The 12,940-nt window shown below is 31.4% G+C and carries 10 protein-coding genes and 1 pseudogene; 10 read left to right on the plus strand and 1 reads right to left on the minus strand.

Annotated elements, in window-relative coordinates; genetic code table 11:
* Positions 1 to 76 precede the first annotated feature (76 nt).
* Both EQM13_RS03705 and EQM13_RS03710 read left to right on the plus strand, forming a co-directional pair.
* Positions 77 to 427, plus strand: a pseudogene (locus tag EQM13_RS03705) (ATP-binding cassette domain-containing protein); the annotation flags it as partial.
* Positions 427 to 1,182, plus strand: coding sequence for an ABC transporter permease (locus EQM13_RS03710; RefSeq protein ID WP_128751996.1), 756 nt, complete (start codon positions 427 to 429; stop codon positions 1,180 to 1,182). The pseudogene EQM13_RS03705 and the gene EQM13_RS03710, both read left to right, overlap by 1 nt.
* 89 nt (positions 1,183 to 1,271) lie before the next feature.
* Here the strand turns inward: EQM13_RS03710 and EQM13_RS03715 are convergent, their stop codons facing one another.
* Entirely contained in the window at positions 1,272 to 2,969 is a 1,698-nt protein-coding gene (locus EQM13_RS03715) for a hypothetical protein (protein ID WP_128751997.1), read from the minus strand.
* A gap of 151 nt (positions 2,970 to 3,120) precedes the next feature.
* On the opposite strand from EQM13_RS03715, the gene EQM13_RS03720 reads away from it, so the two are divergent.
* The 8 genes from EQM13_RS03720 (at position 3,121) to secA (ending at position 12,933) form a co-directional block, all read left to right on the plus strand.
* Entirely contained in the window at positions 3,121 to 4,815 is a 1,695-nt protein-coding gene (locus EQM13_RS03720) for a M3 family oligoendopeptidase (RefSeq protein WP_071139635.1), read from the plus strand.
* Positions 4,816 to 5,057: 242 nt separating this feature from the next.
* A complete protein-coding gene (locus tag EQM13_RS03725; protein WP_071139636.1) occupies positions 5,058 to 5,738 on the plus strand; it encodes a TVP38/TMEM64 family protein in 681 nt (226 codons plus the stop codon).
* A 48-nt stretch (positions 5,739 to 5,786) separates the two neighbouring features.
* Complete coding sequence (locus EQM13_RS03730; protein WP_071139637.1) at positions 5,787 to 6,152, plus strand: flagellar protein FlaG; 366 nt, start codon at positions 5,787 to 5,789, stop codon at positions 6,150 to 6,152.
* 12 nt (positions 6,153 to 6,164) lie between these two features.
* Positions 6,165 to 8,018, plus strand: a complete 1,854-nt coding sequence (gene fliD / locus EQM13_RS03735) for a flagellar filament capping protein FliD (protein WP_128751998.1) — start codon at positions 6,165 to 6,167, stop codon at positions 8,016 to 8,018.
* Between the two features lie 15 nt (positions 8,019 to 8,033).
* Complete coding sequence (gene fliS, locus EQM13_RS03740) at positions 8,034 to 8,435, plus strand: flagellar export chaperone FliS (RefSeq protein WP_071139639.1); 402 nt, start codon at positions 8,034 to 8,036, stop codon at positions 8,433 to 8,435.
* Positions 8,432 to 8,902 (plus strand): flagellar export chaperone FlgN, encoded by a 471-nt coding sequence (flgN, locus tag EQM13_RS03745; RefSeq protein ID WP_128751999.1) that lies wholly within the window; start codon positions 8,432 to 8,434, stop codon positions 8,900 to 8,902. The genes fliS and flgN overlap by 4 nt, the downstream gene beginning before the upstream one ends.
* A gap of 544 nt (positions 8,903 to 9,446) precedes the next feature.
* The gene (hpf, locus tag EQM13_RS03750) at positions 9,447 to 9,974 is read left to right on the plus strand and encodes a ribosome hibernation-promoting factor, HPF/YfiA family (protein ID WP_071139641.1); all 528 of its coding nucleotides are present in this window, start codon (positions 9,447 to 9,449) and stop codon (positions 9,972 to 9,974) included.
* A gap of 220 nt (positions 9,975 to 10,194) precedes the next feature.
* Positions 10,195 to 12,933, plus strand: coding sequence for a preprotein translocase subunit SecA (gene secA / locus EQM13_RS03755; protein WP_071139642.1), 2,739 nt, complete (start codon positions 10,195 to 10,197; stop codon positions 12,931 to 12,933).
* Positions 12,934 to 12,940 lie beyond the last annotated feature (7 nt).

Below are 12,940 nucleotides of genomic sequence, written 5' to 3' on the forward strand. Positions count from 1 at the left end.
TAAAGAATATTATTTTTTATAGTGAATAGAAAAGTTTTCACTTAAGAAATATTGATTAAAAGAGCTTTCCGTAAATGAGGGAGAGATATTTTCTCTTTTAGGACAAAATGGAGCAGGAAAATCAACCCTTATTAAGGTATTGACTACTTATCTGTACCCAACATCTGGTAGTGTAATTATGCTGGGCAAAGATATTTATCATGAAGCCGCTGCAATACGTCCTCATATTTCTTGCGTTGCACAGAATACATCTATTGATATGTATCTGTCAGTTACGGAAAACATGATGTTTCAAAGTAAGCTCTACGAGGTAAATCGTTGGTTGTTAGATCATGATATTCCTTTCTTGGGTATAGAAATTATACAGCCTACCTTAGAAGATGTTTTTATCAGACTGACAGGTGAAAATGGAAGGGAGGTATGTTAATGAACGTTTTTATTATTCTTTGGCGCAATATAAAGTGGCGATTCCACAATGCTTTTACAATTATGATTACCATCTTACAGCCTATGCTTTGGTTGGTTTTATATAGTGCTGTTGCCGGACAGTCCATGAAGAATATAGGAATTGAAAACTATACGGCATTTATTCTTCCTGGGCTTATTGTATTGGTAAGTTTTGGAGCTTGCAGCAGTAGCGGCATTATGAATTATATCATGAAAAGGGATGGCAGCTTTTACCGAATATTAATTGCTCCGATTCAAAGAAGCTCCATTATACTCGGTCAGGTATTAGAAGCGGTTTTGTGTACTTTTTTTGAAGTTGCCGTCATGTGCATTATCAGCATGATCTTCTCGGTTAAAATATCTTCGGGATTTATAGGGATGATTTTAATGGCTTTATTTGTATTTATGACAGCATTCTTTATGGCTGGATTGACTTATGCTATTAGTCTTTCCTTACCAAATGAAGCTGTTTATGAAACGGCTATGAATGCCATTGTATTACCTATATTTTTTTTGAGTACAGCCTTATTTCCTGTCGAAAGTTTATCGGGGAGATTGGCAGTAGCAGTGAACCTTAACCCTTTTACTCATATTATTAATGCTATGCGTAGCCTGTTATTTGACGAAATAATTTTGTCAAAAGATATTCTCCCCGTGACTATATTATTCATTATAATGTGCTGTGGTAGCTTTGGATTAGCACTTTGGAGGCTGAAAAAGGAAACAGTACAGTAAAGGTTAACATTAAGAGCTTTATTACTGCAGCAAAGAATTACATTGACTTGTAGAGATGGAGACTACAGCGTTGCAGAAATTAAAGCTCCTTATTTATTTTTTTCTTCATATTTTTTTATATATATTAATTTTCCTATATTCTTAACATTATTTAATTTTTTACTTTCATATTCCAATAAAGAAAATATTTGTTTTCCCTGAGGAAGAATGACGATGGTGTGGATTCCCCTATTTATTTTTACTAATCCCATATAATCAAAACAGGCCATTATTGTATTTCTTATAAAAGGAAAATCATATAAAACATCTTTAAGAAATTTGTCGAAATCGTAAGTAATTCCCGCTTTGTATTTAGAAATTGTTTCTAATACAAAATTTTTAGTTTCATATTCACGATCCCAAGGGAATATATTCCATAGATATTCTATAAATAATGCGAGTTTTTCTTCTTGTTTTAAGCTATGAAACCTCTTTACATCTTTGGTTGGATATATCCTGTTTTTTTCTATTTTGGCAAAATTATAGCACAAAGAAAAGTAGTAATATAAGTTTATGAGAGGATAATCTGTTTGATTGAACAGAGGATTCATTGAACGTTTGTTTTTAAATAGAAGGTTTAACTTAAATAGATTATCTCTGTTTATATGTTTTCTTACGGAGGTTAATTTTACATCGTTATTTTTTATATAATCTAAAAATATCTCATAATCTTTTATGAAAATCGTACTTTTTTCACTTATGTTATCTTTTAATACCAATTGAATTTCATTATTCCATTGTAAAGGAAAAGTCAGTGCGTTTTCATCCTTCATATAATCATTTTTTTTATTTTGGATTTTTAATATGTTTTCATAAGAATTATTAAAATTGGGGTCCATACCTTTTAGAAATCCAAAATATTTTTTTAGTGTTGATATATATGAATTTAATTCGGTCTTTGTTCTTATAAAGCCATCCTTAATTGCATCTTTAATGAATAAATTCATATCAACGTCTTTTAAATCCGATATTGTCATATTTTTACCCGAGAGATAATAATCGTATATATCGACGAGATTATTAATATGCCTTTCAGTATATTTCTCAGAGAAATGGTCATATAGGTATTCTTCAAAATCGTCTAATTCCTCCGAAAGAATATCGTCTTCGTCATCTTGGTCTATGATATTGTATATATAATCAGTATATATTTTGTATACATTACTGCTGTATTTTTTTAAATATTTTTCCATTGAAAGTTTTTTATCATGTATTTTCATTTTATAATAATCATTATATATATCTTCAACTATATCATCTTCTACAAACTTTGGAAGAAAACTTATGTCACCTATAAATTTTTTATAGGATAATACTGTTGCTACTCTTCCAAATACTAAATCTGACGGATTCACCAATTTTGACAGTTCAGGTTCGTCTAATACGCATTTTTCTTTAAGAATAACATCTTCTATATATATTAGATCTCCCTTTATGCTGTTAATTTTATATATACTTATGTGGCATTTATTTCTTTCTATGAGTACTTCCTTTTCAAGGTTTGTCAGAGTATCGGATTTTTCTTCCAAAAGGTGTTCTATAAAATTCTTACCATCTTTGGTTTTATAATCAAGGCTTAACCATATATTGAAGGCTATCATAGTTCTTTCTTCATCAATTTCAGGATAATCAAAATCAATATTGGTAAGAAATTTTTCTTTTTTTAAAAAGTTTCCTATATAATTTAAAAGTTTCTTTGTAGCACTTTCTTGTATAGCCATTATTTTTCCATATTCTAATTTATCCATAATTTCCTCCGACAATTTAAATATATAAGTAGTATAATATATTATACACTAAATGGATAGTTTCTCATAGAAATATATATTAATATTTTTTAACTGGAGTTTTTTTATAAAATTTGTTATTATTTAATATAATAGTAAGGGGGAGCAAAAAATGAAATTTAAAGATTATAAGTACATAAGGCCGGACATGGAAAAAATAAAGAAGGATTTTTCTTCTTTAATTGAAAAGTTTAACAAATCCGTTGAAGTTGAAGAACAAAATAGTATTATCCAAGAAATCAACTCTTTAAGGTCAGAAGTGGAAACAATGTCAACTCTTGTTAGCATAAGGAACTCCATAGATACAACGGATAAATTCTATGCGGATGAAAAAAGCTTTTTTGATGAAAAGGTTCCCGAATATCAAGATGTGGTAATTAATTATTACAGAGCATTGGTTAATTCAAAATTCAGGAAAGAATTAGAGAGAAAATGGGGAACTCATTTATTTGAGCTGGCGGAAATTCAGCTTAAAACTTTTTCTCCTGAAATCATAGAAGATATGGTAAAGGAGAATAAACTTATTACAGAATATGAAAAACTTATTTCTTCAGCAAAGATAGTGTTTGAAGGAGAAGAAAGAAACCTGTCTCAACTGCAGCCTTTTATGGAATCAAAAGATAGAGAAGTAAGAAAAAGAGCTTATGAAGCCCATTCTAATTTCTTTAAGGAAAATGAAGAAAAATTTGATCAGATATATGATGAATTAGTTAAACTTAGAGATAAGATGGCTAAAAAATTGGGATACAAGAATTTTGTGGAATTAGGATATGCCAGGATGTCGAGAACAGATTATAATGCGGAAATGGTTGCAAATTACAGAGAACAAGTAAAGAAGTATTTAGTTCCCATCGTTGCAGAATTAAAAGAGAGACAGAGGAAGAGATTGGGACTTCCGTCATTAAAATATTATGATGAACCTTTGGAATTTGTAACGGGAAATGCTACTCCAAAGGGAGACCCCGACTGGATATTAAAAAACGGCAAAAAGATGTTCGGGGAACTTTCAGAAGAAACAAAAGAATTTTTTAACTTTATGATAGATAGAGAACTTATGGATTTAGTAAGCAAAAAAGGGAAAATGAGCGGAGGATATTGTACCTATATTAACAAATATAAATCTCCGTTTATCTTTTCCAATTTTAACGGAACAAGCGGAGATGTGGATGTTTTAACTCATGAAGGAGGTCATGCCTTTCAGTGCTATGAAAGTAAGGACATGGATGTGCCGGAATATGTATTTCCGACGTCTGAAGCAGCGGAGATACATTCAATGAGTATGGAATTTCTGACATGGCCTTGGATGAACCTCTTCTTTGAAGATGAAGAGGATAAATATAAATTCAGCCATTTAAGCGGTGCGGTAAATTTCATTCCTTACGGAGTGACTGTAGATGAATTTCAACATTTTGTCTATGAAAATCCGGAGGCTACTCCCAGAGAAAGAAAATCCAAATGGAGAGAGATTGAAAAGAAATATCTTCCCTTCAGAGATTATGAAGATAATGATTTTCTAAACAGGGGAGGATTTTGGTTCAAACAAAGCCATATATTTGAGGTTCCATTTTATTATATCGATTATACTTTAGCTCAAGTTTGTGCATTTCAGTTCTGGATAAAATATAGAGAAGATAGGAACAAAGCATGGAATGATTATCTGAAGCTATGCAAAGCCGGGGGAAGCAAATCCTTCCTGGAGCTTGTAAAGATTGGAAATATCAGAAATCCTTTTGAGGATGGATGCATAAAAGAAGTGGTAAAACCTATAAAGGAATGGTTAGATGGAATAGACGACAGTAAATTTTAAAATTAAGGAATGAGTTTAAAATGAAATTATCTCCCATTGCAGAAAAATAAAGCTATGATAGGAGATAATTTTATTTTAGAGAGAAAAGGAATGTTCTTTACCTGATGCAGATGGTTTTGGAAAATTTTTTAAAATTTGAAGGAAATAGTTTATTGATACGGCAATAGAGAATGATTTTTTTTAATTCAATCGGGTAAAACTATAAATGTAATTTATATTTAAATAATGTAGAGGTGCTTAATTTGAAGAAAAACAGAAAGATGCTTAAAGTTTTAATTATACTTGGCTTTCTTATTGTTATGATTTATTTAGTAAAAAATTTAGATATTTATAATAAAGAAAGTATAACTGATTTTTTTTCAAACGCTGATAAAAATCGGAATTTTACTCTGTTTTTTATTTTACTGACTACTTTATTTATAACATTCTTTGTGCCTGTGACATGGTTCAGCGTTCTCGGCAGCTTTTTCTTTGGCCTGAAGGGATTTATATATGTTTTTTTAGCTTGTATAATTGGATCAATAGGAGTTTTTTATATTTCTAAAATATTTCGAGATGATGTGATGAAAATTGTACATAAGGTTTATGACAGAAAGCCCAGAAAGGTAAATTTAGATGAAATTTCAAAAAAAATAAATAAATTTGGAATAGGATATATATTTTTTTTAAGGAGTATGCCCTTTATACCCTACAGCGTAGTTAATTGCATATCCGGGGTTACATCTGTTAAATTTAAGGATTACATTTTGGGAACCATTTTCGGAATGGGGCCGGGGCTTTTTACTACATCTTATTTCTTAGTAAAAGCGGTAAATATAAAATATAACCCTATGGGAGCAGTATGGGGAGTGGGAATAAAACTTATCTATGTCTTCGCGGTGATTATGTGGTATAAGAAAAGTAAATATAGAACTAAAGAATAATTTTTTAAAAGCCGATATATTACGTAGAATATCTAAGGGGGGATATGCATGGAAATAAGCAGTTTATCAACTTATTCCGTAAATAATGATTTTGTTTTTGTTAATAATCAAAGGGAGGGAAATCGTAATATTGAATTGGGGAAAAATAATACCGTTATAGAGAGAGAAAAAACGGAGATTGAGGAAAAGCCCGAGGGAGAAATAATTGACGCTGTAGAATCTGCAAATAAAAAATTTATTGCTTATGATAGAAAGTTTGAATTTTCGATTCATGAAAAAACCAAAGAAATAATGGTTAAAGTAATAGATGTAAATACAAATGAAGTAATACGGGAAATACCTCCTGAAAAGATATTAGACTTGGTAGCTGCTATATGGGAAATTGCCGGAATTATAGTAGATGAAAAAATTTAAGGTGGTGATTGTATGAACAGTAGTTCAAGAATAACAGGTTTGGCATCAGGAATAGATACTGAAACCATAATTAACGATCTGATGAAAGCAGAGAGGGTAAAACTTGATGAAGTACAACAAGAAAAACAGTTATTGGTATGGAAGCAGGAAATATATAATAGTTTAAATAAAGATTATGCCAATTTTATATTAAATACTAAAAAAGACTTGGGTCTTGTAAGTACTACATCAACGGGTTCTTATGTTTCAAATTCCTATGATAATTTAACATGGGTGAAGAAAGCAATTTCTTCAAATGAAAATATTGCCAAAGTTTCTGCTACGGCAAAATCAGTGAATGGGATTTATAATGTAAATGTGAAAAATCTTGCCGAAGGAGTAAGCTTAGTAAGTACGGGAGAAATTTCAAAGGATGAAAATGGCATTAAGAGAGATGTGACGAATTTAAAACAGCTTGGAGTGAATATAGGAGAGAATGAAGAGAAAAGAGTAACAGTTACGACAAGTAATGGGTCGGTGACTTTTAAATTTGTTAATTCGGGAGAAAAGGTAAAAGTTGATAAAGATAATAATATTGTGTCCATAAATATAAACGAGGCCAATTTAAGTGATTTGGCAAAGGCCGTAAGTGATGCCAAGGTTTATAGTGAAGATGGAAAAGATCAGAAATCTTTGGGAGTGAAAGCAAATTATGATTCCACTATAGACAGGTTTTTCTTTCAAACTTCCGATACGGGAAGCAAAAATTTTTTAAAGGTAGAAGAGGCAACAGTAGAAGTTGGAGAAGATGGAAAAATCACAGTTGTAGATGGGACAGGCAAAAATCTTTTCGTAGGAAGCGAAAATCTTCTTAAAGTAGCCGGAAAAGATGAAGATAATCAAACATTTTATCTTAGTAATGGAATTAAAAGAGAGGGTAAAGATGCAGAGATAAGTTTTAACGGTGCAGAGAATATTTTATTGTCATCCAACCAATTTACCATAAATGGTATAGATTTTAATTTAATTGATGAAGGTTCATTTACTGTAACCGTTGATACCGATGTGGACAGCGTATATGAAAAGATTCAAAAATTTGTGGACAGTTATAATGAATTAGTAGAAAAGACAAGTAACCTTCTTACTGAAAAGAAATATAGGGATTATCAACCTCTTACTGATGATCAGAAGAGTGATATGAAAGAGGATGATATAAAACTATGGGAAGACAAAGCTAAAAGCGGATTATTGCGCAGCGATGGAACCCTTGAAAGTACAATGAGTAACATGAGAAGCTGGTTATATAATACAATAGAAGGGGTATCGGGAAGTTTTGATTTCATAGCTGATATAGGAATAACCACTGAAAGTTATTCTCAAGGCAGCGTTGGAGGCAAGCTTACTATTGATGAAACAAAGCTGAAAGAGGCCCTAAGAAAAGATACCAACGGAGTATTGGAGGTATTGTTTAAGGAACCCGATTATTCTTCGGAGGCATTGAAGGGGACAAATGCCTATATGCAGGAAAGCCAAATGACGAAAGAACAGATTGAGGCTAAGAGAAAACAAAGTGGTATAGTTACAAGAGTTTATGACAGCTTGATTCAAGGAATGGGAGATATTGTCCTTAAATCAGGTACAGGAGATGAAGCGGACCTTTACAGAAAGGTAAAATCAAATATGCTTATAGATTTTGTAACGAAGTATGGAAGTATAAGCACTATTGATGAAGATGTATTGGACTTGGATCAAAAGATTTATGACTTAAATCAATACTTGTCGGATAAGGAGGAAAGCTATTATACGAAATTTACGGCTATGGAGAAGGCCATTGCAAGTATGAGCAGTCAAAGCAGTTGGCTTACACAACAATTTAGCCAACAATAGAAAGGATGGGGAAGAATGTCATTAAGTGTGCTCAATCAATATAAACAAAATTCCATCTTAACGGCAGCTCCGGAAGAATTAACTTTGATGCTTTTTGACGGAGCGATTAAATTTGTCAATCTTGGGAAAATTCATATTGAAAATGGAGAAATAGAAAAAGCAAACTCTGCAATATTAAGAGCTCAAGATATAATTGTGGAATTGGATTCTTCTTTGGATATGAAATACGAAATATCGAAAAATTTAGATGAGATATATAAGTTTATTTTGAACCGACTTATTGCAGCGAATCTAAAAAAGGATATTGCTCCATTAGACGAGTCTTTAGAGCTTTTAAATGAAATTAGGGACACTTGGAAAGAACTTACAAGGGAAATAAAAAAGATGAGGTATGGAAATAAGCAGGTGAAGATATGAAGGAAGATTTAGTTTCAGAACTTATTGAAATAAGTGAAAAAAAATTAAGCTTATTAGATGAGATGCTTCTTCTTACAAAGAAACAAAGAACTGTAATATCTCAAGAAAAACAAGGTAATTTAAATGAGATAATTGACAAGAAAGACAAAATAATAGATGAAATTGACAAACTGGATAAAATCTTTATTCTTAAGTTTTCCAGATACAAATTGGAAAACAAAGTTGAAAGTATAGATAAGATAGATGTACGAGATAAGCCTGAATTGAAAAATTTGAAGGATGTTATAACTAAAATTACTTCTACCCTTATGGCTATTTCCATAATAGATAAAGAAAATAATTTAGAAATAAAGGATAAGCTGGAAGATGTTAAAGAAAATTTAAAGAAGGTTAAAGATGGATACAGAGCATATAAGGGATATAACAAAAAGGTTAAAGGAAGTATACTAATTGACGAAAAGAGATAGAAAAATATTTATATAGGATTTTGAAATCCTATATAAATATTTTTTTTATAACGGATAGGAAAATTCTTACTTATAAATATTGGTAAAAAGAACTTTCTGTAAATGAGTTTCAAGAAAAGCCCTGATTTACCTTAATATATTAATGTTTTAGCAGAAACATTTTTACATTCAATATGTAGTATCATGATACATCTGATTGCGCAATTAAAAGCATAAGTATTATTATAAAATAATTACAGATTATATAATAAATTGTATAAAAAATATATTGATATAATTGTCCACCTTTTATTAAGAAACTTATCCACATAAATTTTATAGTATAAACAGTTTTCCACAGAATTATGCACATTATCCACAGAAATTTTATTATTTTATCCACATTTTTTAAAAAAAAGAGTAATAAATATTTATACAGAGATGATGCATAATATTTTATTAAAAAAAATATATTAGTTGTTAATATTAGATTTTTTGTGGGTATAATAAAATAAATACATTAAACATAAGAGAATTTATCTTGTGTGGAAGGGAGTTGGAGTTTATGAAGATAAATATTAAAGGCAAGAATATCGATGTAACCGAATCTTTAAGGGATACTACCTTGAAAAAAATAGGAAGATTAGATAAGTATTTTCAAAAAGATGTGGAAGTTTTTGTTACTTATAGCGTAGAAAAAAATAGGAAAATAATTGAGGTAACAATAAATCTTCCCGGAAATATTCTTAGAGCCGAAGAATCAGGCGATGATATGTACGTATCGATTGATAGGGCCGTAGATATTTTAGATGGGCAAATCAGAAAATATAAAACTAAACTCCAAAAGAGATATCAGAATGGTGCTACTATTAGATTTGAAAATATTCAACCATTAAACCATGAGGAGAACAAACCTAAAATAGTGAAGACTAAAAAATTTCCTATGAAGCCTATGGATGAGGAAGAGGCTGTACTTCAAATGGAGCTTCTGAGACACAATTTCTTTATGTTTAGGAATTCGGAAACAGATGAAGTAAATGTTGTTTATAAAAGGAAAGACGGCGATTATGGCTTAATTGAGCCAGAGATTTAATAATGTTAATTAAAATAGACTAAAAATTGCAAGATTTAAATCTTGCAATTTTTAGTCTATTTATATATATTTGGAAAACAATATTTTTTAAAAAAGATATAATAGTGAAATCGTTAAATTTACTGATTTAGACATAATACTTATTTGTATTGATAAGAAATCACATAAGTGATAAAATTAGAAAATAGGCAACAGTTAATTTTAAGAGGTGATTAAAAACATGACAAGTTTTTTTAAAAAAATTGCTAATTTTTATAGCGACAAGGAACTGAAAAAGATTACACCTATAGTAGACAAAATAGAATCTTTCGATAAAGATACGGAAAGACTTTCGGATGGAGAACTTAAAGGGAAAACAGAAGAATTTAAAGATAGATATAAAAAGGGAGAAAGTATTGATAGTTTGTTACCTGAAGCTTTTGCTGTAGTAAGGGAAGCTTCTAAGAGAGTTCTTGGATTGAAACATTTTAGAGTACAGCTGTATGGAGGAATTATTCTTCATCAAGGTAGAATAGCTGAGATGAAAACCGGTGAAGGAAAAACTCTTGTTGCCACTCTTCCTGCTTATTTAAATGGGTTGACCGGTGAAGGGGTTCATATCGTGACAGTAAATGATTATTTGGCAAAAAGAGACAGACAGTGGATGGGAAAGGTTTATGAATTTTTAGGACTTTCTGTGGGATGTATTCTCCATGATATGGACAATAAAGAAAGAAGAAATGCTTATAATTGTGATATTACTTACGGAACCAACAATGAATTTGGGTTTGATTATTTAAGAGATAACATGGTCATATATAAAGAAGAGATGGTTCAAAGAGGACTAAATTATTCTATAGTGGATGAAGTGGACAGCATACTTATAGATGAAGCAAGAACACCGTTGATTATTTCGGGAACTGGAGATAAATCCACGAAATTGTATTATGTAGCGGATAATTTTGTCGGTCTCCTTGAAGGCAGGATAATAAGTCCTGATGAGGGCAGAACGGATATCTTTGAGAGAGAGATAAAGGAAGAGACAGTAGACTATGTTGTAGATGAAAAATCAAGGACAGTAAATCTGACGGAAAAGGGAACTAAAAAAGCTGAAAATTTCTTCGGGCTGGAAAATTTAGCGGATGTTGAAAATATGGAAATTGCTCATCATATAAATCAGGCTTTAAAGGCAAAATATTTAATGAAGAGGGATATCGACTATGTAGTTAAAGACGGAGAAGTTATAATCGTAGATGAGTTTACAGGAAGGCTTATGTATGGGAGAAGATATAGCGATGGCCTTCACCAAGCAATTGAAGCAAAAGAAAAACTGGAAGTAAAAAGCGAGTCAAAAACTCTTGCCACCATTACATTTCAGAATTATTTTAGAATGTATAAAAAACTTGCAGGTATGACAGGTACCGCTAAAACCGAAGAGGACGAATTTAGAGAAATATATAATATTGATGTAGTGGAGATACCTACTAATATGCCTGTTATAAGAGAAGATCTTCATGATGTTATATATAAAACTGAAGAGGCTAAATTTAATGCTGTAGTAAAAGATATAGAAGAAAGACATTCCAAAGGTCAACCTGTGCTGGTGGGAACCATATCAATAGAGAAGAGTGAGCGCCTTAGCAAAATGTTGGCTAAGGAAAGAATTCCTCATCAAGTATTAAATGCTAAATATCATGAAAAAGAAGCGGAAATAGTATCTCAAGCAGGAAGATTGAATTCGGTTACTATTGCAACAAATATGGCAGGGCGTGGTACTGATATTGTTTTAGGCGGTAATCCTGAATATCTTTCGAAAATCGAGATGAAAAAGAAGGGGTACAGCGATCACGTTATATCCTTGGTTGACAGCTTTGCGGAAACGGATGATCCAGAAATAATAGAAGCTAAGAAGGCATATAATGATATTTTGAAGAAATATAAAGAACAAACGGATAAGGAACATCAGGAGGTAGTTAAAGTCGGAGGGCTTCATATTATAGGAACGGAAAGACATGAGTCAAGAAGAATTGATAATCAGTTGAGAGGTCGTTCAGGAAGGCAAGGGGACCCAGGTTCATCAAGATTTTATATTTCTCTTGAAGATGATCTTATGAGGCTATTCGGAGGCGAGAGGATAAAAAGCATGGTAGAAAGCTTAAATATGCCTGATGATGAACCTCTTGAACACAAAATTCTTACAAAGTCCATAGAAAATGCTCAGAAGAAAGTGGAAGGAAACAATTTTGGAATAAGAAAGCATGTTCTTCAATATGATGATGTTATGAATAAACAAAGAGAAGTGATGTATGGAGAAAGAAGAAAGGTTTTGTATGGAGAAAATCTTAAAAGTTATATCTTATCTATGATTAAAACTATAATAGAAAGTTCTGTAGATATGTATTCCGATGGGAATAAATTGGCAAAGGATTGGAATTTGGAAGGTATGAAAAATTACCTTGAAACTATATTTCCTCTAAAGATAGCTGATGAATCGGAAACTTTAGAATTGGATAAGGAAAAGTTCGTTGAAAAACTATATAATACCGCTGAGGAATTATATAATAAGAAGGAAAAAGAAATAGGAGAGGAAAGATTCAGAGAAATTGAAAGAATAATTCTCCTTCAAGTAGTGGACAGAAGATGGATGGATCATATAGACGCTATGGATCAATTAAAACAGGGGATAGGTCTTAGAGCTTATGGTCAGCAGGATCCTGTAATGGCATATCAGACAGAGGGATTTGATATGTTTGAAGAAATGACTAAGAATATTCAGGAGGATACTGTTAAATTTTTATTCCATATTGAATCTCCCGACAAGATGGAGAGGAAGAGAATAGCGAAAGCTACTTCGACTAATATTGACGGAGGAGATAAAAAAGGAAAGACCATAGTAAAAGGGAAGAAAATCGGAAGAAATGATCCATGTCCCTGCGGCAGCGGCAAGAAGTATAAAAAATGTTGCGGAAGAAACGAATAATTGAAGG

It is taken from the genome of Acidilutibacter cellobiosedens, from assembly GCF_004103715.1.
Taxonomy (GTDB): Bacteria; Bacillota; Clostridia; order Tissierellales; family Acidilutibacteraceae; genus Acidilutibacter; species Acidilutibacter cellobiosedens.

Excerpts from the sequence above, each read along its gene's own strand:
- fliD (WP_128751998.1), top strand. The coding sequence starts at position 6,165 with ATGAACAGTAGTTCAAGAATAACAGGTTTGGCATCAGGAATAGATACT.
- fliS (WP_071139639.1), top strand. The coding sequence starts at position 8,034 with ATGTCATTAAGTGTGCTCAATCAATATAAACAAAATTCCATCTTAACG.
- EQM13_RS03730 (WP_071139637.1), top strand. The coding sequence starts at position 5,787 with ATGGAAATAAGCAGTTTATCAACTTATTCCGTAAATAATGATTTTGTT.
- secA (WP_071139642.1), top strand. The coding sequence starts at position 10,195 with ATGACAAGTTTTTTTAAAAAAATTGCTAATTTTTATAGCGACAAGGAA.
- flgN (WP_128751999.1), top strand. The coding sequence starts at position 8,432 with ATGAAGGAAGATTTAGTTTCAGAACTTATTGAAATAAGTGAAAAAAAA.
- hpf (WP_071139641.1), top strand. The coding sequence starts at position 9,447 with ATGAAGATAAATATTAAAGGCAAGAATATCGATGTAACCGAATCTTTA.
- EQM13_RS03715 (WP_128751997.1), bottom strand. The coding sequence starts at position 2,969 with ATGGATAAATTAGAATATGGAAAAATAATGGCTATACAAGAAAGTGCT.
- EQM13_RS03720 (WP_071139635.1), top strand. The coding sequence starts at position 3,121 with ATGAAATTTAAAGATTATAAGTACATAAGGCCGGACATGGAAAAAATA.
- EQM13_RS03710 (WP_128751996.1), top strand. The coding sequence starts at position 427 with ATGAACGTTTTTATTATTCTTTGGCGCAATATAAAGTGGCGATTCCAC.